Source organism: Paenibacillus elgii NBRC 100335, assembly GCF_004000865.1.
GTDB lineage: Bacteria > Bacillota > Bacilli > Paenibacillales > NBRC-103111 > Paenibacillus_G > Paenibacillus_G elgii.
The window spans coordinates 1-23,456 of the sequence record NZ_BIMB01000044.1 but is presented as its reverse complement, the minus strand read 5'-3'; the positions used below and the strand labels follow the sequence as shown (position 1 = coordinate 23,456).

Here is a 23,456-nt window from a genome sequence, read left to right as displayed (position 1 = left end):
GACTGAATGTGTATTACAAAATAGTTAAAAAGCCGGGTTTTTCCTATTCCAAGGTCGTTAACAACGTGAATTCCTTGTATGAAGTGATAGGTTATTTTCAGCCGTCTATATAGTATTATTGGGCGAACGGTCATATCTCGATTGGGGATGATCGGATTATAATGAGCTTGCGGTACTTTTTTTGTTATACTAATGAAATGAAAAGTCATAGCAAGCGTGGAAAGGATTGTTCATTATAAATCATTCAATATTCATTATGGAAGATGATCAAGCCATTGTAGAAATGGTTGAGACTTATTTAACGAAAGAAGGATATGCGGTGACCGTTGCCGGGGATGGCGACGAGGGACTTCGGAAATTCGAGCAGGCGCAGGGGCGATTTGATCTGTTACTCGTCGATCTTATGATGCCCAAGATCGATGGAATGGAAGTCATCCGCCGCATTCGGACTTACAGCCATGTGCCGATCTTGATTATGTCCGCGAAGGACAGCGACATCGACAAGGCGTTAGGCCTCGGGTTCGGTGCAGACGACTACATTGAGAAACCTTTCTCGATGATCGAATTGTCTGCGAGACTGAAGGCGATCATCCGGCGGGCGACGCAATACGCGAGCGTTGAGACGAAGGTTGCGCCGATGCATAACATCCTGAACATGGGCGATTTACGGATCGATTCCGACAATTTTGCCGTCTTCAAGCACGAGGAGCCGATAAAATTAACATCCAAAGAGTTCGAGATTCTGCGACTATTCGCAGCGCATCCCAATCGCGTCTTTACGAAAGCACAAATTTACGCGAAGGTATGGAACGATGACTATTACGGCGACGAGAACGTCATTAATGTTCATATGAGCAGGCTGCGGGACAAGATAGAAGATAACCCGTCAGAGCCGCGGTATATTAAGACGCTATGGGGCATTGGCTACAAGTGGGAAGGCCGCTAAGATGACGCTCATTCTATTGATGATGATCGCGATTCTTATCTGTTTAGTCATCTATCAGGCGGTTAATCGCGCGGGCCACCGCAAGCAATTGCGCCGGTTGCGATCAGAGATCGAACGTATATCATCCCACGCTACCCATGAGAAGTTATTGCTCATGACGAACGACCGGGAGTTCAAAGCGCTGCTGATGGAGATCAACCGGCTCTTGGAGGCGCAGCATCAGATGTACTCTGACTATGCCAAGATGGAAATATCGATGAAAAAGATGGTATCGAATATTTCGCACGATCTGAGGACCCCCTTGACTGTCGTACTGGGTTATATTGAGATGCTCCATCTCGATCCGGCGATGCATGCAGAGGAGCGCGAACGTTTGCTGGGCAAAGTGTCTGTCAAAACCCAAGAGACGTTGGCGCTCATTCACGATTTCTTCGATTTGGCTAAGCTGGAGTCCGGGGATCAAGATATGCCGATGACCCGAATTCTCATGAATGAACGTTGCGGCACGACGATTCTGGCTTATTACGACATTCTTACGGAGCAAGGTTACCTCGTCCATATCGAGATCCCGGATCATCCGATTTATGGCTTCGGTAATGATGAGGCGCTGCACCGCGTGCTGAACAATCTGATCTCGAACAGTATTAAATATGGCAATCACGGCAAGCAGCTCGGTTTGACGCTCCGGGAAGATGAATCTTCTGTCTATGTGGATATATGGGACCGGGGAAAGGGCATTGATGCGATGCATATCGATCATGTGTTTGAACGGATGTATACGCTGGAAGATTCGCGGAATAAGTTCTATCAAGGCAGCGGACTGGGTCTTACCATTACGAAGCGGTTGGTGGAGAGTATGGGCGGGTCCATCCACCTCCGCAGCAAGCCTTATGAGTTAACGGTGTTTACCGTTCAATTGAAAAAAGTACAATACTAGCTCATGAATTGAGGAGGGTTAACTCATTTCATGAGTTTTTTCATGCATCATCACACATAGAGTCCGCTTAAGAAATTCGTAAGAGTGAAGTAAGAAAAAAGAAGATAACGTCCTGTAAGATATAGTTATGAGTGAGCGAGGGGAGAAAAGAGTATGGAGCATATCGTACGAACGAATCGATTGACCAAGGCTTTTCAAGGGCAGGAAGTCATCTCGAATGTCAATATGAATATGAAGAAAGGCGAAATCTACGGATTCTTGGGTCCCAACGGCGCGGGAAAAACGACAGTGATGAAGATGATTACGAATCTCGTCAAGCCGACGAGTGGGGAGATCGAGCTATTTGGAGAGAAGCTAATGCCGAATTCCTATCATCTTCTGGGACGCATGGGAACAATTATTGAATACCCGGTGTTCTATGATAAGCTGACTGCCCGCGAGAATCTGGAACTGCATTGCGATTATATGGGGTACTACAACAAGAAGGCGATTGATGAAGCGCTGGAACTTGTGAATCTGGTCGATACGGGCAAGAAGAAAGTAAAGACCTTCTCGCTCGGGATGAAACAGCGCCTGGGGATCGCCCGCGCTATTACGACCAAACCGGAGCTGCTTATTTTCGACGAACCGATCAATGGACTCGATCCGCTAGGGATCAAAGAGTTAAGAGACGTATTCCGCATGTTGTGCAAGGAATATGGCACGACGCTATTGATCTCCAGCCACATTCTAGGCGAGATCGAGCAAATTGCGGATACAATTGGCGTCATTCAAGGCGGTCGGTTACTGCGAGAGATCGCGATGGACGAAATTCGCGGCATGACGACGAATTACATCGAGATCATGACGACGAATTGCAGCCGGGCTGCTTATGTCTTAACGGATAAACTTCAATTGAACAATATCCGAGTCATCGACAATCAATTCATACGAATCTATGACCAGCATATAGCACAAAGCGAAATTACTAAAACCTTGATCATGAATGAAGTGGTTATTGATTCGATTCATAAACGAAGCGGCTCGTTAGAGGATTACTTTTTGCAAGTGTTGAATGGAGGTGGAGTACATGCTTAATTTGATGAAGCTGGAGCTAAGAAAATTTAAAATCATGGGGTATATTCGCAGCGCGGCGATCGCTACTCTGATCATTTTCGGATTCATGATGTTAATAAGCTATTCGCCGAAGATGTACGGCATAAACGTATTTGAAAATTATAGCAGGGTGTTTTCTATGATAGATGTATTTGCGAGAGGGACATTTATTATTTTCGCCGCCGTCTTGCTGGGGCGATTCGTCATCGATGAGTTCAACCATAAGACGATTACCGTCTTGTTCATGTACCCGATCAAACGTCACAAAATCATTGCGGCTAAGCTTATGGTCGTAATCGCGTTCACTTTTCTATGTACCGTGGTTTCCATGATTATTTTGAGTACGTTGTATGTTGTCATCAACTCATTCACACATTTCGTGCCGGGTGAACTGACGCTGACGCTCGTGTTGCAGCACGCCGCGAAATTAGGCTTCCATGCGCTGGCGGCAAGCTTCATGGCGCTGATTCCGCTCTACTTCGGGATGCGCAAATATTCTAGTCCGACGACCATTGTATCCTCCGTCATCATCGTATTGCTGACCTGCTCGGACAGTGGCGGATTCAACTTGAATGACATTATTATCGTTCCAATTCTGCTAGCCGCGATTGGCCTAGCGGTCGGATACATGGCGATTCGCAAAATTGATCAAATCGATATACGTTAACTTGGGAGAGTATATTCAACACATCTAATGCAGAAGAAAGGAAGATACACATTTGAATAACAACATGAAGTTAACTATGATACTCCTGGCCGCTGCCAGTATCGTACTCGCCGGATGTACGAAAGAATCCTCCGTCACCAGTACACCAAGTTCGTCCCAGCAAAACTCTTCTATACCGACGAACACAATTGTAAACTCAGAAACATCGGACAATGGAAATGTCTCGAATACAGTAAAAGGGGATATTTCTCAAATTGATGTAAATAACATTCATTCCCTAAAAATCAAGAGTAGCGCTGCTACAGTTACAGTCATAGGCGACAAACAAATCAATCAAGCAGAATGGGAACTATCCAAGGGCAATTCAAAAGGAATGGACACCAAGGTGACTACGTCGATCCAAGATGGAACATTACTGATTATGCTTAAACAGGAACAAAAGAAGAGCATAAATACGGGGCCATTGCCATCGTTAACCATCCGTCTTCCTTATAAAGACTTCAACTCCCTTGAGATAGATAACGGATTTGGCAACATATCCGTTGAGTCAGAATTGTCGGTCCAACACTTAAATGTGAGCAGCAGTGCCGGCAACATCACCGTAAGGGATGTACTTGGCAAGAAAAGCAGTAACATATCTACGAACCTTGGTAACGTTGAATTCAATCTACCTGATCAATCAGCGCCTCTATATGTAAATCTATCAACGAAACTAGGGAATATTGATAATCAGGTTTCTCTTGAAAAAGCAACAAATACCACAACGGTTGTTTCCAAAGAACTTCATGGATATGTGGGTGAGGCTCAATCCGAGAGTGCAACGCTCAACATTTCCGCACAGACGGGCGATATTCTGTTCAAAAAATGAAAAGAGGGCCTCACCTGAAAAGGATTACCCCATTTACGATTTATGGGCAAGTGAAAGCCATCCGACCTCAAGGCCTACCTTGTTGCTGGGATCAAACGTTCATAAGCGAAGCAAGCAGGAATAAAAAGTCTGTCTAGCGCAGACAAAGGAAAACTCCACTCGACGAGCTGGCGCCCGCACTTTAGCGGTCGTCAGCTTTTTTAGCAAGAGCATCCTTGTCCACCTCTATGATCTCTCAACTCTTCCGATCGTCGCCAAGCCAATTCCGGCCAACACCATGGCCATCCCGAGCACTTGCTGCCATGTCATCATCGTGTCATATAGTACGACAGAGAACAAGGTTGTCACAATGGGCGTCAGGTTCAGGTAAATACTGGCCCGGCTCGCCCCGATCTGTTCAACCCCTTTATTAAAGATGACATAGCCGACCAGCGTACCGAACAGGACCATATATACCATTTCCAGCCACCCATGAGATGATAGAGAAGGAACCTTTCCCCATCCTCCTTCAACCAACGAGCTGCCCCCAAGAAACACGGAGCCGATCAAAGTCATCAGAGTCGTTGCCAATAGCGGGGATACCTCCTTCATGACTGCTTTTCCAAGCAAACCATACATAACCCCACAAGCTAACGCGGCAAAAAACAAAATGTCTCCCGTATTAAAAGATAGGGTGCTCATCGTATGGAAAGACCCTTTCGTAATGACAACGACCACGCCAACCAGCGATAAAACCAAGCTGAGTCCTGTCCTGCCGCTCCACGCTTCCTTCAAGAAGAACACGGCTCCTACCGTAACAAAAACAGGCATGGTCGCGATGATCAACGACCCATTAATCGCAGACGTATATTTCAGACCCAAAAAGAACAAAGCATTATAGCCAAAAATCCCGGTTAACGATACAAAAAGCAGTCCCTTCCATCTTCGCTTTAACACGGACATGTTCCATTCCGATTTCAAAGTGACGACCAGCATTAACAGCAAGCCTGCGAGAGCAAAACGAAGGGTCGCAGCGACAAGCGGCGGAATTTCCGATACGACATGCTCCGCCATCGAAAAAGATCCACCCCAAAATAAAGGTACCGCCAGCATCAGCCAATAGATGCCCTTCCACGGTTTACTGCTACTGCTCTTCATAACCATTCTCCTAACATCATATCGTTTATATGTTTAAAAATTTAAACATAGACTTCAAAAAATTTTTATATCCCTGCTTCAATCGCCGTAATGAGGTTTTTAATTTTGACCAGGAATTCACCCGAGCTTATCGAATAAAACTTCTCATTCCCATTCCTGTCGAAGGTAATCAAGCCGGCTTGTCGCAATATTTTCAGGTGATGCGAAACGGCCGGTCTGGAGATTGCCATCTGATCGGTGATTTGATTTACGTTCAGGCTGCCGTGCTCCAGCAAGAGCATAATGATATGCTGCCGATTCTCATCGCCTAAGGCTTGAAAAATCGCCGTCGTTAATTGGAATGTTTCCAACACACGCTCTCTGTTTTGACAATTCGAGGCTTCCATCGCAATCACCCTTATATGTTTAAGCTTTTAAACATGTTTATTATGGCCCTAGGCGCTTATTTTGTCAAATAAAAACCGTTTAGACGATCCGCTAACATCCGTCTTCTATTTTGTAAAAATCGATAAATTTCATGATTTCCGCGATTCCCCCGAATTTCATGGTAAGCTGCTGGTTTAAATTTTGCAGCGCAAGCTGAAGCGATCGATCGATTTTGGAATAACTGTGTACGTCCAAATCATGTAGAAGCTGCTTCATATTTTCAATATAATAGACGGTTCTTCTTAAGCTGCTTATGACCAATATTTTTCTTAATTCAGGTACGGTAAAGATCCTGTACCCATTGTCCTTATCTCTTTCGGAGCGAATCAGCCCCTCTTTCTCCCAATGTCTGATCGCAGAAGTGTTTACTCCGGCAATCTCCGCTACTTTTCCAATCGACATCGCATTCGTTATTTTCACATTCCTATACATGGTGAAATCGGCGTTTTTGACCATGGCAAGTATTTCTTCCACTCGTTGCTTTTCTTCTTGAATCTGATGCAGCTCGTGATTCACTAACCAAAGTGCCTGAATCCTATCTCCGTTCTTAATTCTTCTCATTGCATCATAAACAACGGGGATCTCATATCCTTTCAACAAGGATCTGATCGTCCTAAAAGCTTGAACATGAATGGGCATGTAGGTTCGATGGTTTCCTGCGGTTCTCGGCACATCGGGAATTAATCCTTGCTCTTCATATCTCCTCAATGTGGTCGTGCTGACGTTTAGTGCATTCGCAATTTGTGTAGGCGTATAAGTTATTTGCACCTTCCCACTCCTTACCCTTGAAGTGAAACCTTCAAGTACTACGTTAACATAGAACCATCAAATGAGCACGCCCCTAGCTGTTGCATTCATGTGAAACCGAAGGATTGCATGAATGTTGTATGGTAGTAGTATAAACCGGTTAGGAGTGATTATCGTGAAAAAAATCGTAGAATTACATGACGGCTCAACATTGGAGGTCGGTTTAACGGGAAACCCTTCCGCCAAGGTCATCATGCTGCCTGTAGCGAAAAAATCCGTTTACGGCCAGGAAGCTGAGAGCTTGAAATTGTGGGGTGTAGATCCTGAACTAGGAAAAAACTTCGTTGAAGGACTTTCCGACACGTTTCAAGTTATGTATTTTGACTATGAAAGTCACCTATTTGCACATCCCCAACCGAACAGTCTCACACCTGAAAACATGGCACAAGATCTTCTGCGCATCGCGGATGAAATGAATGTTGGGAAGTTTAGTTATTACGGTTACTCCTGGTTAGCTTTGGTCGGATTGCAATTGGCGATTAGAACCAACCGGCTGGAAAGTCTGATTATGGGCGGATACCCGCCGTATGAAGGACCCTATCAAGAAATGTTAGCCGTAACGGAAAAAACTTACGAGCAAGCAATGAATCATCAAAACATCCCTGAATATGCACACGAAGAACCTACCAGCCCTGAGGAAATCGATTGGAATACCATCCAGGTGAAAATCGATCCCAATCAAACGAAGCAATTTTTCACGATGTATCAAAGCTTAATGGATTTTGACGACAAAAAAATTCAAGACAGCTTGAGCTTCCCTAAACTGGCTTTTGCAGGTGAAAAAGATACCATCGTGTATGGCGAGAGCTTTGGAAGCGTCACGGTGGATATTATCGGTTTGTTGCAAAAAAATGAGAAGCAATTAAAATCCTTCGGCTGGGACGTCGAAATTTTAAAAGGAAACGGCATGGATCATACCAAAGCCATGCAGCCTGCCACCGTCTTGCCCTTGATAAAACCGTGGTTAATCGAAGCATTTCTTGACTTAAGTCAATGACCGGCCAACCTCCTCCTAATACAATGAACATAAATCATGTCATCTAGGAGGCTATCTTATGGCTGAGCGAAAATCGGCTTTAACCGCGGGTATATCCCTTATCATCATGGCGCTTGTCTCGTTTTTTTCCTACGGTTTTGTCCATGGAAGCCTTGTGGTGAAAGGCAACGCTGGCGCCACATTTAACAACATCGTATCATCAAGCGGCCTGTTCAAAGCCGAAATTTTCGGATGGGTCATCATCCTGATCAGTGACATCGTCGTCGCATGGGCTCTCTATATTTTCCTGAAGCCCATGAATAAAAACCTTTCCTTGCTCGGCGCATGGCTCCGTCTTACCTATTCGGCTATATTGGGAATAGCCATCCTGAACTTGATCGTGGTGCTGCATCTCTCGGGGTCTGGAACTTATTTAGCCTCATTTCAAACCGAACAAATTCAATCCCTTATGATGCTGTTTCTTGAAGCGTTCGAATCGATTTGGTCCATCGGTTTGATCGTTTTTGGCGGGCATTTGTTGATAATTGGCTATGTGGCTTTGAAATCCGGCAGCATTCCTAAAGTGATCGGCATTTTATTGCTGCTTGCTGCAATTGGCTACATCATCATTCACCTCAGCAAAACGTTTCTTCCCCAATATGACGGGGCTATTGCCATACTTAATCTTGTTTTTGCTATACCTATGATTGCCGGAGAACTGGGCTTTGGAATATGGCTGCTGCTCAGAGGAGGAAAATTCCCCAAAAGCGCATGATAGCTTTCCTATCAGCCGTTGGTATGTATTCGCTTTTTGATTCTGCTTAATGACTCTGGAGTCATACCAAGATAACTCGCCAATTGATGCTGTGGTACACGACTAACCAGATGGGGTCTTTTTCGTAATAGCGCTCTGTAGCGTTCTTCGGGTGTCGAAGCGATAAAGGAAGTCCATTCGTCTTGTACCTCGCCCAGGGTTTCTTCTACCATCATACGTATCATGGTTTCCAATTGGGAGTGCTTGTGAAGCATGTCCTTTTCCGCATCAAGATCGCCAACGACCAATACACAGTCTTCCAGACAAGTTAAAGTGTACGCAGACGGGTTGTTTTGTTGATGACGATTGAAAATCGAGAGCCCTTGCTCTTCCGTGTAGAAATTGGATGTGACTTCTTTTCCCGCTTCATCAATTGAGTACTGCCTTACACATCCCTTCAGCACGAAATAGCATTTCGTAGGGACATCCCCTTGTCTAAGGAGCACGGTTCCCTTTTTATATTCCTCCACAAGGATATCTTCAGCGATCGCCCGTTGTTCCTCATCGGTAAGCGAGGTAAATTTAGTCATCAACTTGAACAATATGCTTTTCATGTTTCGTTCCTTTCCTCTCATCCTAACCGAATCCCTTGTTTATATTATAAACCTACACCAAAAAGCCCCTAAAATAAAATAGGGGCTTTTCATAGTATACGCAAAATGTATTATTAATTTCGTATAAGATAATCGAATGCGCCCAAGGCTGCGTTTGCGCCCGATCCCATGGAAATGATGATCTGCTTATAAGGACTATTGGTGCAGTCGCCTGCCGCAAACACACCGGGTACGTTTGTAGCGCCATGACGGTCTACGACGATCTCGCCGAAGCGCGTGCGCTCAACCGTATCCGCTAACCAATCGGTATTGGGAACAAGTCCGATCTGAACAAACACGCCCTGCAATTCGACATGATGCTCTTCCCCCGAATCGCGGTCGACATACGTAATCCCGTTGACTTTGTCCGTGCCGGTAATTTCTTTGGTTTGAACGTTCTTGTGCACCGTCACATTCGGGAGGCTGTACAGTCGCTTCTGCAGGACAGCATCGGCTTTCAGCTCGGGCATGAACTCCAGCACCGTCACGTGCTTCACGATACCTGCAAGATCAATGGCCGCCTCGATGCCGGAGTTGCCGCCGCCGATCACGGCTACGTCTTTCCCTGTAAATAAGGGGCCGTCACAGTGAGGGCAGTAAGCAACGCCTTTGTTCTTGAATTCCGCTTCGCCGGGAACGCCGACATTACGCCAACGAGCACCAGTGGAGAGAATGACGGTCTTGCTCTTTAACACAGCCCCGTTTTCGAGTTCGATTTCGACGAGATCCTTCTTCTCCAAACGCTTCGCACGCTGGAGCTTCATCACGTCGATGCCGTATTCTTTGACATGCTCCTCAAGGCTCGCTACAAGCTTAGGGCCTTCGGTGTATTTCACGCTAATGAAGTTCTCGATGCCCATCGTATCCATGACCTGACCGCCAAAGCGTTCGGCGACAATCCCGGTACGAATGCCTTTGCGTGCCGCATAGATCGCCGCGCTGGCGCCAGCGGGACCCCCGCCGACGACAAGCACGTCGTACGGTTCCTTGTCCGCAAATTCGGATGCGTCCGGAGCCGTCCCCAGCTTGGCGAGAATCTCTTCAAGCGACATGCGACCGCTGCCGAAAAATTCGCCATTGAGGTAAACGGAAGGCACAGCCATAACGTCTTTGCTCTCGACCTCGGCTTTGTACGCCGCACCGTCGATCATCGTATGCGAGATGCCAGGGTTTAGGACGCTCATGACGTTCAGGGCCTGTACGACGTCGGGACAATTGTGACAGCTCAAGCTGACGTAGGTCTCGAAACGATATTCGCCGCGGATGTTCTTGATCTGATCAATGAGGTGCTGTTCCACCTTGGGCGGCCTTCCGCTCGCTTGCAGCAGCGCAAGGACCAAGGAAGTGAACTCATGTCCTAAGGGGATGCCGGCAAAAGCAATCCCCGTGTCTTCCCCCGCGCGGTTCACATGGAAGCTCGGCGTTCGGGACAATTCGGTTCTTTCCACCGTAATTTTGGAGGATAAGCTGGCGATTTCATCCACCAGCTCCAGCATTTCATGGGATACGGCATCGGACCCCGCACTCACTTGGATCTGCACATCGCCTTCCATGAGCTGCAGGTATTGACTTAGTTGTTCTCTAATATCTGCGTCCAGTGCCATAAGTTTTCACTCCTTAGATCTTTCCGACAAGATCGAGGCTCGGCTTCAGCGTTGCGGAACCTTCTTGCCATTTTGCAGGGCACACTTCGCCCGGGTTGTTGCGAACATATTGAGCAGCTTTGATCTTGTTCACCAGAATGCTTGCATCGCGGCCGATACCGCCTGCATTGATTTCAACAGCTTGGATCACGCCATCCGGATCGATAATGAACGTGCCACGATCCGCCAGACCGTCAGCTTCGATCAACACGTCGAAGTTGCGGGAGATCGTATGCGAAGGATCGCCGATCATGATGTAAGTGATTTTGCCGATTGTCTCGGAGCTGTCGTGCCATGCTTTATGCGTAAAGTGAGTATCCGTGGAAACGGAGTATACTTCAACGCCGAGGCCTTTCAACGTTTCGTATTGGTTTTGCAGATCTTCAAGCTCCGTCGGGCATACGAACGTGAAGTCGGCCGGGTAGAAGCAAACGACGCTCCATTTTCCTTTGAAGTCAGCTTCCGTTACATCGATAAACTTCCCGTTGTGATAAGCCGATGCTTTGAATGGTTTTACTTCTGTTCCGATAAGAGACATACTGATTTTTCCTCCTTAGATTTGGGTTGAATTTTCGCTTATGTATAAATAATACCATAGACCGTCGTTTTGATCATGAAGCTACAATGAGGATATTATGAAGGTATGATGAAGATCGTGAGGCTAGACCTGCGCCCTTCGGCAGAACCGGAAAAAGGAGATGTAACTGGTCCTGTTGAACAGCGGTCATGGCTTACTTGTTTTTTTCCTTCAAGATACTCTCCAGCACGTTGTCGATCATCTGGCGATTCGCAATGGCACCTGTATACAGCCAGCTTGAGGTACGATCATATTCGAATACGTGCTCGTTTTTGACTGCAGGAATACCGGACCAAACCGGATCCTTTAGTATCTGCTCTTTCGTTGCGCCCTTGCTGTTCACAATAAACAGATAGTCAATGTTCATTTGAGCAAGCTTCTCCATCGTAATGGGATTCCAATTGGCTTTAGCCGTTTCGGAAATTTTCTTAATTTCTTCCGGCACGGTTAGCCCCAGGTCCCGGTACAGAACGTCGCCGCTGGATAGATGCTCGTTAGGCACATATACCGTTTTCTCGGTTACCCAGAGAACAGCCACGGATTTGTTTCCGATGGCCTGCTTTAATTTCTCCTTGGCTTCCTTCACCTTCACATCGTAATTCTCCAAAACCTTCTTAGCTTCCTCGCTTTTATTCAACACCTCGGCCACAGTCATGAATTCCTGCCGCCAGTCATTGTTGACTCCGTTCCCCACGGTGAATGTCGGAGCAATCTTGGCATATTGGGCGTATTTGTCCCCAGCTACCTGCTCCGCACTATCTATGAGGATTAAGTCCGGAGCAAAGCTCATGACCGATTCAAAGGGAAGATCGCTTGGAATGGTCGGAATCCCGTAAAGCTCCTTCTGGAGGTAGCTTTGAACCGATTTTCCGTTGCCGACGGACCATTGGGCGACCGGCTTCACCCCAAGAGCAACCAGATGATCCTCCAAATAGGATGCTACAATCCTCTGGGGGTTAGACGGTATTTTCACTTCGTGCCCCAACGCATCCTTCAGCACACGCTCAGCGGCGGGCTTCACTGTTGAAGAATCATCCGGAGAGGATGCCGACGGAGAAGTGCTGGAGACTGCGCCGTGATCCGTTGTGTTTGAGCATCCGCTTCCCGCTATTACAGCTCCTAACAGCAGTCCTACCCATGGATATGTACGTTTCCAGTTCATAGGATGCCCTCCCTCCGTTTATTTATGATGGATGTTGCCGCAAACATCTTCAACCGAACAATAGATTGATCAGCAATCTAATTGATAACTATAATCATTATCAATTAGCCTGTCAAATGGATTGTCCGTTGACCCGTTACGAAGGATTGCAGGCAAAACTAAACGGCCTCCGTCCCAGGGACGAAGGCCGCTACATTCATTTTTATTTTTTCCGTCTATATGGCAGGCTGCAGTTCGTTGCTTAGACCAAGCGCCCGCCCTGTCGAAGTATGAATTTCTTCGATAAGCTCCGGGTTTTTCAGCAGTGATACGCCATAAGAAGGAATCATTTCTTTGATTTTCGGTTCCCACGCTTTTAATTGCTGCGGGAAGCATCTTTTGATTAACTCAAGCATAACGGAAACGGCGGTCGAAGCTCCCGGGGAGGCCCCGAGCAATGCAGCGATCGAGCCATCCGCGGCATTAACCACTTCCGTACCGAATTGAAGCGTTCCTTTGCCGGCAGCCGTATCTTTGATAACCTGCACACGCTGTCCCGCTACCACGATATCCCAATCCTCGCTTTTGGCGTTCGGGATAAACTCGCGCAGCTCTTCCATGCGCTGTTCTTTCGATAACATCACTTGCTGGATCAGGTATTTCGTCAATGGAACGTTTTTGGCACCTGCCGCCAACATCGTGAAGACGTTATTCGGCTTTACGGAGCCTATCAAATCGAACATGGAGCCGGTTTTCAAAAACTTAGGCGAGAAGCCGGCAAACGGTCCAAAGAGCAACGATTTTTTGTTGTCGATAAATCTGGTGTCCAGATGCGGAACAGACATCGGAGGAGCGCCGACTTTAGCCTTACCGTATACTTTGGCATGATGCTGCGCTACGACATCCGGATTTTTGCACACCATAAATAGTCCGCTTACCGGGAATCCTCCGATATGCTTCCCTTCGGGAATACCGGATTTTTGCAGCAAAGGCAAGCTTCCTCCACCGCCGCCGATAAAGACGAATTTCGCCGTATGGCGTTCGACGGTACCGCTATCGACATTGCGTACTTTCAATTCCCACGAGCCGTCGCTGGCACGTTTAATATCATCTACACTATGCTTGTATTTGATATCGACGTTCTTGCTCTTTAAGTGATCGAACAGCATACGCGTTAAAGCGCCAAAGTTGACATCCGTTCCAGATTCGATTCTTGTGGCCGCCATAGGTTCATCCGTGGTCCGGCCGTTCATAATCAGCGGAATCCATTCCATCAGTTTTTCCGGGTCATCGGAAAACTCCATCCCTTGGAACAGAGGATTGTCGGACATCGCTTCGAAACGCTTTTTCAAAAACGTTACATTATCTTCCCCTTGCACTAAACTCAAATGAGGCAAGGGCATGATAAAGTCCTGCGGATTGCGAATCAGGTTGCTTTTTACAAGATAAGACCAAAACTGCTTTGAAATCTGATACTCTTCGTTAATTTTGATCGCTTTGCTAATATCTATGGATCCGTCCTGTTTTTCGACGGTGTAGTTAAGCTCGCACAGTGCAGCATGCCCCGTTCCCGCATTATTCCATTCGTTAGAGCTTTCTTCTCCTGCGGTTGCGAGCTTCTCAAAAACTGTAATGTTCCAGTCCGGTACTAATTCCTTCAGCAGCGTTCCTAAAGTCGCACTCATGATTCCAGCACCAATTAAGATAACGTCTGTTTTGGTTTGTCTGTTACTCATTTTAACCGTCCTTACGCGCTATTATTTGAAGAAAAGATGTGGCACTCTTGCTTTAGGCTACACAGCAAGCTAGGGCGCGACCTAGTCACACCCTTTTCTGGATCAATTATAACCTGTCATTCTTAAATCAAGATTAATATATCTACTATTATATGATAGTTGCCTGCTATTTAAAAGCCGGAAAATTCAAGTGATTGCAGTTAAGAAGTGAGAAATCGTCCATAAAACCCTAGGAATACACAAAAAACCAAAGCCTTACCCCCGCTAATTACCAGGGTTATGGCTTTGGTTTATCATTTTCAGCACTGATCTCCATGCTGATTTTGGATGAATCGCTACGCCTGATTGCGTTTTTCCGCATAATGGTTCTTGAGCGGTTCATACCACCAGTCGAGAAACTGCCCCCATCCCTGTTCCGCCAGACTGTCGTCCAGTATTTGGAACCCTTTCTCAAAATCCTCTTCGGCCGGTAATCGGGTGAGACCGTAATCGTTGTTGTATTCATAAGCGCGAGTTTCAATGATCAGGCTCCGTATCGCTTGAAAATGTGGATTTGCCATCACCATCTGGGCGCTGTAGCCGTCCTGCGGCATGCCGCTCTCCGTTTGCCAGGCCTTATCCATCGCATTCAAGATCACATAGGCAGCCATGAGAGGATACCAGATGCTGATCAGAAACTTCTCATTCTGCTTGCGCGCTTCCGACAGCGTCATGCTGATGATCTCCTCCAAAGGAATATCCCGAGGCGGTTCCGTGTCTTTGCCGGTCAATTTGCCAGCGTCCACGAACATCTGCCAAAGCTCGCTGCCCGCATCAACGTAGATCATGCCGACATTCCGCAGATGCTCCGGTATTTGGTCCAAATATTGCCCTCCCCAAGCTTCCATCGGATGGCAGTAGGTGCCTACTTCACGATTGGTCTCCCAGTCCCACTCGCGGTCGGGATGACGCAGCAGGGATTTCTGCTTTCTTAGCCCGTCAAAGTACGCCTGATGCCGCTCGTATTCGGGGTGCTCCGTTACCGGAAACGCATAGGTATACCTGTGCTTCACCAAAGGCGCAAGTACGTGAAAATGTTGAAACGAAGCGTCCCATCTTCCCACAAAACGAGCCAGGGAATCGTAAATGGAGCGCATATCCAAAGCCGCGCTGAGAGGACTTTCATCCAATACAAGAACAACGCCATCAACAGCGCCTTCAATTTCGTGCATACCCATCTATGCTTCCAACCTTTCTATTGGTAAGTTCTACGAAACCAATTCCCAGCCTTCTCTCGCTTACTGGCCTCTCAGAGCATGCTCGATTCGCTTATCCGGCACGAACCAGATGATGGCAACGAGTACGAAAAAGAAGCACGATATCCAAGGACTCACATAGGCGGTCAGTACCGCGATCAAGTAGAGAAAAGGAGATAATTTCACCTTCCAGTCTTTGCCCATCGATACGACGAAGGAGGAATCGCCGGAATGCTGTTGAATAATCGCGAGCTGAAGCAGCCGGTACGAGAGCGCTGATAGCAGTAAAATAATGCCGTACAGCGCCGTTGGAGTAGGTGCAAAATGGCTTTCCCCCATCCAAGCCGTCGTGAACGGTATAAGAGATAGCCAGAAGAGCAGCAGCAGGTTAAGCCACATCAACCGCCCGTGCACCGTTCGAACCATGTGCAGCAGGTGATGATGATTATTCCAGTAGATGCCGATATAGACGAAGCTGAAGATGTAGCTGAGAATTTTCGGGCCAAGTCCGATTAGCGCATACCAGTCATGGCCTTCCGGCAATTTGAATTCCAGCACCATGATCGTAATAATAATCGCCAACACGCCATCGCTGAACGCTTCCATCCGGTTCGCTTTCATAAGGTTCACCTTTCTCGCTTCTCGCGCTCTTTTAGCCTTTTGACACCAGTAACTTTGCATAAAACGGTACATCTTGTCAAGCTTAACTTGCACGTACTCGAACAGTACCCGCTCCAAGCATATATTTGACAGGTCAGTACAAAATTATTATGATGTTTTTATTAGATTGTGCAGGAAGGGAGTGGACTAAGGTGAGTAAAAGCGGAAGACCACGGGAGTTTAAAGATACCGCTGTGATCGATGCGGCTATGGAATTGTTCTGGGAACATGGTTACGAAGCTTGCTCGACAGAGGATCTGTGCAAACAAACCGGTCTTGGAAGAGGAAGCTTATACAATGCCTACGGAAGCAAGCACGAGCTTTATGAACAAGCCCTCTTACGTTACCATGAGACCGGCATCCAAGCCCAGATTGAGATCCTTAACCAGCAAGGACCTGTAAAAGACCGGCTTCGTGCTTTGCTCGATTGGGCGATCCAAGAGGACTTTTCATACGAGAATCGAAGAGGCTGCCTATTGATCAATGCTGCCATGGAGCGCGCACAAAGAGATCCGGCGGTCGAAAGCCTATTCAAGCGTCACGTGGATTTGCTGGAGCAGGCTCTGCAACAGGCGATTGAGGCAGGGCAGATGTCGGGAGAAATCTCGCGGACACATCAGGCTTCGGATTTAGCCCACCTCTTTCTAAGCAATTATTATGGACTCCGGGTACTCAATGCCGCTGCTCAGAATCGTGAAAGGGCCGTTCAGATGGCCAAAGCAACGTTGGAAGTCTTGTTCTAGCGTTGCGCTTTTTTATGGCTAATTTTGTACTGATTAATAAAAAAGTGAGGGCGCCTGAACAGAACTCCATAGAAGCATTACCACGCCCAATTTTGTACTAACCATTACAATTTGTTTGAAAACTGGAGGTTACTTGTATGCCGTTTGCTATTTACGTACTGGGAATGATGATCTTTTCCATGACCACTGCCGAATTTACGGTGGCCGGAATCATGACTTCGTTATCGAAGGAATTTGACGTATCCATTGCTTCCATCGGCTACCTTATATCCGCTTATGCTGCGGGAATGATTGTGGGGGGGCCTTTGTTAGCGATTGGTTTGTCCAAAGTGTCGAAGAAAAGGGCTTTCTTATGGATTTCAGCCCTATTCCTCTTCGGTCAGACGCTTGGCGCGTTAGCCATCGGTTATGAGATGATGATGATTGCCCGGATCATTACCGGCGTCTCCTCCGCTGCTTGCTTCGGCGTTTCGCTTGGCATTTGCTTTGACTTCGTCAGTCCTCAGTACCGCGGTCGTGCCGCATCGATCGTCCTTGGCGGTTTAATGGTGGCCACGGCGCTCGGCTTGCCCGCGGCGATGCTCTTCAACCAATACTTCGGATGGCGCTCCAGTTTTTGGGCAGTTGTCGTGCTGGTTTTGCTGTCTGGCCTTTTGGGCATGAAAGTGATCCCCGCTGCGGCTAAGCCGGAATCCGTTAGTTTGCGCAGCGAACTGGCGAGCTTCAAAAATCCAAATCTATGGGCTGCCTATGCGACCAGCCTTCTCATTATCGGCGCGACGTTTGCCGCATTCAGCTATTTTGCGCCTATCTTGACCGACCTCTCCGGCTTCGACACAGTGACGATTCCGCTTCTGTTAGGGATATACGGCATCGCGACGGTGGCTGGAAACCTGGTTACCGGCAGATTTGCGGATCGGTATATGATGCCAACCCTAACCATAGGATTGATACTCTTGACTGCCACGCTGATGATGTTTGGAATCTATGCCCACAGTCCGTACGTTTCTGTCATTGCCGTCATACTGATCGGACTAACGGGAGTAACCCTGAATCCCGCGATGTCGACCCGCATTACCCGCGTTGCAGGGACCGGCACGCTGGTTACAACCGTTCACGGGTCCGTTATTAGCCTCGGCGTCGTCGCCGGCTCTTCCATCGGAGGATTGGTCATCGACGCTGGATACGGACTCCGTTCTCCGTTATGGGTAGGTTTCATTCTGGCGATTCTGGGCTTGATTTCATTGCTGCCTTACTTCAAGAGGGATGAAACGCCAGCCATCGCGGTGAAGAGTAAGTGTTAGTTTTTCTATTGGATATATGTGAAGGAGCTTGTCACGGTGTGACAGCTCCTAGTTTCTCCCCGCCCCCTTAACTTGCAGCTCTACATCGTAAACGTGCTAAGTAAAGACGGCCATATAGAAATTTTCTCGCGGCAGGACGGGCATGATGTTTCCCCCGCTAAATAATGCAGATGCCCGGCTAACGTCGGCTCTCCGATCACCTCCGCCCGCTCCGCCAATGTTCGTATTTCTTCATCTGCCAAGGACGTTGCCGGAACGATGACGTGTGATTCCTGGCCAGTGTGAAAGACGGGATCGTGTTCGTAGGCTTGAAGGATTTCTGTATTGTCTTCATTAGGCCATAGGAATACATCTTCCTCGCAGGCAGGACACACGGCCACATACTCATCCCCGTGAATAAACGTCATCAGCATGTTGGCAACGTTATACGAACCTCGATAAGCGGCGTCCGCGACAAGAATATAACGTTTCTCCGTCTCATCGATGGAATGGTGGGCTGTATAGGCGAATACTTCCTTTGTAAGCACCTTGAGTTTGCCAATGGCCTCTATATATTCGCGATACAATTCGGTACAAACGGAGCTGCCTGCATCTTCGGCCAGTTCCGCCCAAGATTCCGGAAATGGCGCCCCATCGCGCCCATCACGGCTTGCCTCGATGATACCGCAATTGATAAACAGCTCTTTGCGCACTTCCGCATCCGATGTAGAACAGGCAATTTGCGCCAAAAACGGCATCGCCGCGTAGGTAGCCGTATAGATCGTATTTTGATGGAACAAATGCTCCTGAAAGAGTTCGTCAAAAATCTCCTGGCTATATTCCCCCATGAGCTGCTGCAATAACACAGGTACGTTCTCGGCAGATCCGTACGGGCCTGTCAGCTTTCTCCATACATCGCTATTCCACTTAAGCAAGCTCTCCCTCCGTTCATAAAGTTATTTCGAATTTATTCTTTATCAAAATAATCATCCGGCAAATTTAATTCTTTCAAACAATCTATAAATTTTTCCCTGAAATTATTATTGTTTTTATATTCCGGCCATGCAGCCTTATAATAAGGCAATAACTTCTCATGAGGGACAATGCCCCAAAATAGAATAGAGTTTTTCACAACCTCCTTGTTGCCACCCATTAACACCTGTTCAATGATCTCCCAATTATCCGATTTGTCATTGCAACTGCGTGTGGCATAGATTGCAGCGGTTTGTATATCCGAGTCGGCGTGGCACAAAAAGGGCGCAAAGTTTTGGAATGTAATCGCGCCGGAAGGCTCCAAAACATACCCCACATGACGTAACGTTTCCGGGTCGTGTACCCTGTCGAGACTTTGCACTATCACTTTTATAAATTCCGATAAATCGACAGATTTACCATACCAATTCAGAATCTGTAAAGCGTGTAATAAATCCTCAGTTCTATCCGAATGCAGCAGCTCCAAAAGATAGTCTCTTCCCGCGTCAACAGAGGTTTTGCAGATGAGCTGAATGGCGGTGATGCGATCTTTTTGTCCTTGATCCGCAACGTTTTTTAAAAAATCAATGGTTGGCTGCGAGATTTTCTTAAACTTGAACATTCCGTCAAGCGCTTTTGATTTGATTTCTTCGTTTGGGGCGTTGTGATAAACCTGGATCAACGCATTTTCATCGCCCGGCATTTTGCTGCCAAACCACGCGATGTCATAATCCAGAATAATTTCATCCAGCCAGCGCTCATACCAGTCCAGAAAGTTGTCTTCATAGACAAAGAAAAAGGGATGATCAGGATAAAAACCTGAAGTGTAAACGATTTTCCCTCTGTGTTCTCCTTCAAGCACGAGATACATATCGTATTCGCAGCCTTGTGTGCCGATGCACAGCATGCCGCCCATCACCATATTACAGGCGGCGTCGTATTCCGAGTCGGAGATGTCCTCATCATTGGTCAAGGGTTCGGTTAGACGGTTCCATTCCTCTTTTGTCATTCTGGGGTGCAGAACGCATTTTGCAGTGAGTGCATTTCTTTCGGTATAGGAAGTGGCCTTTTCAATCGAATAAATTCCGTAATACGGCCCGGCGCCTCCATTTCCGACTTTCGTTAAAAACTGCGTATAAGGCTCCGGGAGTGAGACCTGATTTTTTGCTTGCCAGTCCGCAAGCTCTTTTGCTGTAAGCTTTTCATAAACCCTGTATTTGTGTGAGGACGCCCCAAACACCAAAAAATCCGTGTCTTTGCGCATGGCCTTTTCGAGTTTGTTTTTTATTCGATCAAGCTGCGTTTCTTTCTTCCAAAACAACCTATTGACCTCCCTTGTCACTCTACCTTCTCGTAGCGATTATTCTGCATCGCCTGCTTGATCCATTCCTCCATTTGATGCTTAGGTAACAGGATGTTGCCTCCAAAAGCATTGTTTTTATGAAAGCCCCAATCTCCATATACTAGCATATGATACTGACTATCCATTTGTTTTACGAGTCCCCATACGCCAAAATCTCCCTGTGCGCCTGCGCTGATAAATAGCCATTTCCGGTAAAGGTATATGTACGGGTTCCCAAACATCTTAAAATCATCCAAATACCCGCTGCTCCCATTTCGGGCCGGAAGACGATTATTAAAATCTTTAATCATCCATACCTCTAAGACCTTAACTCGCAACCACGCTTTTAAATCATTCCGTTCAAGCACACATTCAATGGAACACTGAACAAAAGAAGAAAGCTCAATCTCTTCCGGATGAGAATCCCACCCATTGAGACTGGAAGATACCGGAGTGTATAACATCCAAAAGGGTTCTCCTGCCTTCATATGGAAAGGATGACGTACTTTCACTGTTCTAACCTGACCTTGCACAGGCGGGCGATCTGACCATACCCAATGGGGAGCATCTAGCGAAGGAACTTCGTTTTCGTAATCAGACCATTCCATAACATCATTTTCGAAACCAACGATATCAAAAAACTCACTCTCCATCTTGACCGGCTCCGATAAACTGCCGCATGTCCCGCACACCAAGGAGATTACTTCTTGTACCATTGTTTCAACTCCATTCTATTAACTACCTATTTTATGAAACTGTGTGCTCGTCTGCAACTTGCCACCTCAGGAGGCTATAAAAGAAAAAGGCATTATCATGAGCATGTCCCGCAAAGGAACGCCCGCTGATAATGCCCTTGATCCCTGTCTCACAAACGGGGGTCCGTCCCCCACCGCTGTGCTTGCGCTTTTTCTTACTTTAATATTCTCCCTTAATCACAAAATACGAACCTCGAATTGTTCCAGCTAGTTTAGACTTCTGTCTAGCAAACTTAAACTTCTCTTCTAACTCCTTCGGTATCTCCATCCCCTCAGAAAGCTTAAAACCAACGGCCCGCTTCTTAGGGTCATCAACCGTATACAAGACGTTGACCTCTAGACCATCCTCATAAAAGACGAAGGCCCATTTAATATTTTCCACTTGAAAACGCGACGTTTCTAATGGCTTGGCCGCAAACGTAATATCACGTTCTTCTTTCAAAATTCGGTTCACATAATCAAGGGTCTCCTGGCTTTCGCTAGCTGGTATAACCGTAAATTCATGCTTGTACTTGTTCATGAAGTAACGGGCTTCATTAGCACGTAAACCGGCAAGCGCATCTACTACAGGCGAAGACTCTAAACCAACCGTAGAAACATTTTTAAAATCAACGATATAGGACATTTCCTTTCCTCCCATTATTTATTATACAATGCGGAACTGAAAACGTGTGGTGCAGCCGCGCCCATCATATCAAAGAAAATCCCTGTGTATGCCCATTCTTTTAGCCGCGGAAAACCCTGCACGAGTATGGCTATCGCCCCAAGTACTTTCCAATACCTAGAATGGTTACACTCATTTGTTTCCTCCTTATCATTTTGATTCAAGTGTAGCTTGTTCATACTGCAATATTTCAAGATTCCAAAGTTTCAAAATTCCAATCCAGAATCGGCCACCCTTTGGTGTCTCTTTTGATTATAGGACACTGTTTGGTGTCATGTCAACAATATTTATAAGCATCTCATTAAACCGTGCTCCGTTAGTCGAAACAAGCTGCCGCCGAGGCCATATTCAAAAAAATCACGTCCTCCAAGGGAGAACGTGATATGAAGCAAGACTCTGTATTTCAATATCGTCATTTACGCTTTCGGGCGACCACCGCTAACCGACCGTTTTCAGTCGAGTACTCACACGTAGACAGTACAATAAGCTTGTCGCCATACCGGGCTGTCACGCCCGTGTCGTAAAGAGCGAGTTTTTTGATGTTCTGAACATACGAATCGAACTCTGCGGATGTACTTACCTTCTCAATCTGGTAGTATTTAAAAACGTCGTCTGATTTGCGATAAACTTCTGACTCAATAACGGCGACAATCTCATACTCTTCCTTTTCGTAAAGCGTACTGAACTGGAACGTAGCATGCTCCTTATAAAAGCTTTCTTTCTTGTATTTCAACAAATCTGCGAACATCCAGCCGTTTTTCATGTGATGCCCGTGAATCAGCAAAATATCCGAACCGTTAATCCGGCTGTGCGCGTCCAAAAAGGGGAGGCCGCTTTTGCTTTCATTTTTATCGAAATCATGATTGAGATAGTACTCCGCATCCTGCGGGTTCTGCATAATCGGGTAATTAATTCGGGTATCGTCAATCTTCAGCCAACCGACGATGTCCGGGTTTCTCTCATGAAGCTCGCGAAATTCGGGAAGCATGACCGGCTCATGCGCCTTCGTAATCAAAGCGGAGGGGATTGCCTCCCCTCCGCCTTTGTCCGACTCTTCCTTCCGAATTTTGGCAATATCTTCTATTTTCTGTTGCTCGGCATAATCCCGCAGGAGAGTTCTCGCAACAGTGGCAAGAGAAAATACCAACAGAAGGAAGGAAACGGCGATAAGAAATTTTTTGATTTTACTCATTTTCTTACCGCCTTTCCGGTTACTGGATGTGCTTTTTCTTCTTTCTGTCGAGCAGACAGAGTCCGATCGTAATCAAGGACATCAGCGCCAAAGCCATATAGAAGATTGGCGATACGCTGCTATCCCCTGTTTTCGGAACATCGTCCAGCTCGTTGTCGACGTTGCCAGGTCCCTTATTGCCTTCGCGGCTTCCGTTGTCGACGTTGCCCGGTCCCTTGTTGCCTTCGCGGCTTCCGTTGTCGACGTT

Annotated in this window: 26 protein-coding genes; 9 read left to right on the top strand and 17 right to left on the bottom strand. The window is 46.9% G+C overall.

Features of this window, described 5'->3' with window-relative positions:
- The first annotated feature begins 235 nt into the window (after window positions 1-235).
- The 5 genes from PEL01S_RS25645 (at window position 236) to PEL01S_RS25625 (ending at window position 4,513) form a co-directional block, all read left to right on the top strand.
- Entirely contained in the window at window positions 236-946 is a 711-nt protein-coding gene (locus PEL01S_RS25645) for a response regulator transcription factor (RefSeq protein ID WP_063182458.1), read from the top strand.
- Between the two features lies 1 nt (window position 947).
- Complete coding sequence (locus tag PEL01S_RS25640; protein WP_127462241.1) at window positions 948-1,883, top strand: HAMP domain-containing histidine kinase; 936 nt, start codon at window positions 948-950, stop codon at window positions 1,881-1,883.
- A gap of 153 nt (window positions 1,884-2,036) precedes the next feature.
- Window positions 2,037-2,960, top strand: a complete 924-nt coding sequence (locus PEL01S_RS25635) for an ABC transporter ATP-binding protein (RefSeq protein ID WP_127462240.1) — start codon at window positions 2,037-2,039, stop codon at window positions 2,958-2,960.
- Window positions 2,953-3,645 (top strand): ABC transporter permease, encoded by a 693-nt coding sequence (locus PEL01S_RS25630; protein ID WP_127462239.1) that lies wholly within the window; start codon window positions 2,953-2,955, stop codon window positions 3,643-3,645. Before PEL01S_RS25635 ends, PEL01S_RS25630 begins: the two co-directional genes overlap by 8 nt.
- A 52-nt stretch (window positions 3,646-3,697) precedes the next feature.
- A complete protein-coding gene (locus PEL01S_RS25625; RefSeq protein ID WP_127462238.1) occupies window positions 3,698-4,513 on the top strand; it encodes a DUF4097 family beta strand repeat-containing protein in 816 nt (271 codons plus the stop codon).
- A 225-nt stretch (window positions 4,514-4,738) separates the two neighbouring features.
- Here the strand turns inward: PEL01S_RS25625 and PEL01S_RS25620 are convergent, their stop codons facing one another.
- The 3 genes from PEL01S_RS25620 to PEL01S_RS25610 form a co-directional block, all read right to left on the bottom strand.
- Window positions 4,739-5,650 carry a DMT family transporter gene (locus PEL01S_RS25620; RefSeq protein WP_371860726.1) on the bottom strand — a complete coding sequence of 304 codons (912 nt, stop codon included), beginning with the start codon at window positions 5,648-5,650 and terminating at the stop codon, window positions 4,739-4,741.
- A 65-nt stretch (window positions 5,651-5,715) separates the two neighbouring features.
- Window positions 5,716-6,036 (bottom strand): ArsR/SmtB family transcription factor, encoded by a 321-nt coding sequence (locus tag PEL01S_RS25615; protein WP_127462234.1) that lies wholly within the window; start codon window positions 6,034-6,036, stop codon window positions 5,716-5,718.
- A gap of 91 nt (window positions 6,037-6,127) precedes the next feature.
- On the bottom strand, window positions 6,128-6,844 hold the full coding sequence (locus PEL01S_RS25610; RefSeq protein WP_127462233.1) for a MerR family DNA-binding transcriptional regulator: 717 nt from the start codon (window positions 6,842-6,844) through the stop codon (window positions 6,128-6,130).
- 154 nt (window positions 6,845-6,998) lie between these two features.
- Here PEL01S_RS25610 and PEL01S_RS25605 point away from each other — a divergent pair, with 154 nt between their 5' ends.
- Both PEL01S_RS25605 and PEL01S_RS25600 read left to right on the top strand, forming a co-directional pair.
- Window positions 6,999-7,880 (top strand): alpha/beta fold hydrolase, encoded by an 882-nt coding sequence (locus PEL01S_RS25605; protein WP_127462232.1) that lies wholly within the window; start codon window positions 6,999-7,001, stop codon window positions 7,878-7,880.
- Between the two features lie 58 nt (window positions 7,881-7,938).
- Window positions 7,939-8,634, top strand: a complete 696-nt coding sequence (locus tag PEL01S_RS25600) for a DUF4386 domain-containing protein (protein WP_127462231.1) — start codon at window positions 7,939-7,941, stop codon at window positions 8,632-8,634.
- An 11-nt stretch (window positions 8,635-8,645) separates the two neighbouring features.
- Here the strand turns inward: PEL01S_RS25600 and PEL01S_RS25595 are convergent, their stop codons facing one another.
- The 7 genes from PEL01S_RS25595 to PEL01S_RS25565 form a co-directional block, all read right to left on the bottom strand.
- The gene (locus PEL01S_RS25595) at window positions 8,646-9,227 is read right to left on the bottom strand and encodes a Crp/Fnr family transcriptional regulator (RefSeq protein WP_127462230.1); all 582 of its coding nucleotides are present in this window, start codon (window positions 9,225-9,227) and stop codon (window positions 8,646-8,648) included.
- A 113-nt stretch (window positions 9,228-9,340) separates the two neighbouring features.
- Entirely contained in the window at window positions 9,341-10,870 is a 1,530-nt protein-coding gene (ahpF, locus tag PEL01S_RS25590) for an alkyl hydroperoxide reductase subunit F (protein WP_127462229.1), read from the bottom strand.
- A 13-nt stretch (window positions 10,871-10,883) separates the two neighbouring features.
- On the bottom strand, window positions 10,884-11,447 hold the full coding sequence (gene ahpC / locus PEL01S_RS25585) for an alkyl hydroperoxide reductase subunit C (protein ID WP_036692003.1): 564 nt from the start codon (window positions 11,445-11,447) through the stop codon (window positions 10,884-10,886).
- 193 nt (window positions 11,448-11,640) lie between these two features.
- Window positions 11,641-12,648: an ABC transporter substrate-binding protein gene (locus PEL01S_RS25580; RefSeq protein ID WP_127462227.1), complete on the bottom strand. Its 1,008-nt coding sequence runs from the start codon at window positions 12,646-12,648 to the stop codon at window positions 11,641-11,643.
- A 215-nt stretch (window positions 12,649-12,863) separates the two neighbouring features.
- Window positions 12,864-14,363, bottom strand: coding sequence for a malate:quinone oxidoreductase (locus PEL01S_RS25575; RefSeq protein WP_127462226.1), 1,500 nt, complete (start codon window positions 14,361-14,363; stop codon window positions 12,864-12,866).
- Between the two features lie 335 nt (window positions 14,364-14,698).
- Window positions 14,699-15,580 carry a hypothetical protein gene (locus PEL01S_RS25570; protein ID WP_127462224.1) on the bottom strand — a complete coding sequence of 294 codons (882 nt, stop codon included), beginning with the start codon at window positions 15,578-15,580 and terminating at the stop codon, window positions 14,699-14,701.
- A 60-nt stretch (window positions 15,581-15,640) separates the two neighbouring features.
- On the bottom strand, window positions 15,641-16,219 hold the full coding sequence (locus PEL01S_RS25565; RefSeq protein ID WP_127462274.1) for a TMEM175 family protein: 579 nt from the start codon (window positions 16,217-16,219) through the stop codon (window positions 15,641-15,643).
- Window positions 16,220-16,410: 191 nt separating this feature from the next.
- Between PEL01S_RS25565 and PEL01S_RS25560 the strand changes: the two genes are divergently transcribed.
- Window positions 16,411-17,001 carry a TetR/AcrR family transcriptional regulator gene (locus PEL01S_RS25560; protein ID WP_127462223.1) on the top strand — a complete coding sequence of 197 codons (591 nt, stop codon included), beginning with the start codon at window positions 16,411-16,413 and terminating at the stop codon, window positions 16,999-17,001.
- A gap of 137 nt (window positions 17,002-17,138) precedes the next feature.
- Window positions 17,139-18,305, top strand: a complete 1,167-nt coding sequence (locus tag PEL01S_RS25555; protein ID WP_127462221.1) for an MFS transporter — start codon at window positions 17,139-17,141, stop codon at window positions 18,303-18,305.
- An 80-nt stretch (window positions 18,306-18,385) separates the two neighbouring features.
- Here PEL01S_RS25555 and PEL01S_RS25550 read toward each other — a convergent pair whose 3' ends face one another.
- From PEL01S_RS25550 to PEL01S_RS25520, 7 genes are all read right to left on the bottom strand, one after another.
- The gene (locus PEL01S_RS25550; RefSeq protein WP_255320163.1) at window positions 18,386-19,150 is read right to left on the bottom strand and encodes a hypothetical protein; all 765 of its coding nucleotides are present in this window, start codon (window positions 19,148-19,150) and stop codon (window positions 18,386-18,388) included.
- Window positions 19,151-19,251: 101 nt separating this feature from the next.
- Entirely contained in the window at window positions 19,252-20,520 is a 1,269-nt protein-coding gene (locus PEL01S_RS25545; RefSeq protein ID WP_127462272.1) for an SMI1/KNR4 family protein, read from the bottom strand.
- A gap of 74 nt (window positions 20,521-20,594) precedes the next feature.
- The gene (locus PEL01S_RS25540) at window positions 20,595-21,251 is read right to left on the bottom strand and encodes a hypothetical protein (RefSeq protein ID WP_255320162.1); all 657 of its coding nucleotides are present in this window, start codon (window positions 21,249-21,251) and stop codon (window positions 20,595-20,597) included.
- A 262-nt stretch (window positions 21,252-21,513) separates the two neighbouring features.
- Complete coding sequence (locus PEL01S_RS25535) at window positions 21,514-21,978, bottom strand: DUF8821 family protein (protein WP_127462215.1); 465 nt, start codon at window positions 21,976-21,978, stop codon at window positions 21,514-21,516.
- Between the two features lie 14 nt (window positions 21,979-21,992).
- Window positions 21,993-22,196, bottom strand: a complete 204-nt coding sequence (locus PEL01S_RS25530) for a DoxX family protein (protein ID WP_174807005.1) — start codon at window positions 22,194-22,196, stop codon at window positions 21,993-21,995.
- Window positions 22,197-22,429: 233 nt separating this feature from the next.
- Window positions 22,430-23,209: a class B sortase gene (srtB, locus tag PEL01S_RS25525; protein ID WP_127462213.1), complete on the bottom strand. Its 780-nt coding sequence runs from the start codon at window positions 23,207-23,209 to the stop codon at window positions 22,430-22,432.
- Between the two features lie 19 nt (window positions 23,210-23,228).
- Window positions 23,229-23,456 (bottom strand): LPXTG cell wall anchor domain-containing protein (locus tag PEL01S_RS25520; protein ID WP_164824318.1); only part of this gene is annotated, 228 nt, incomplete at its 5' end.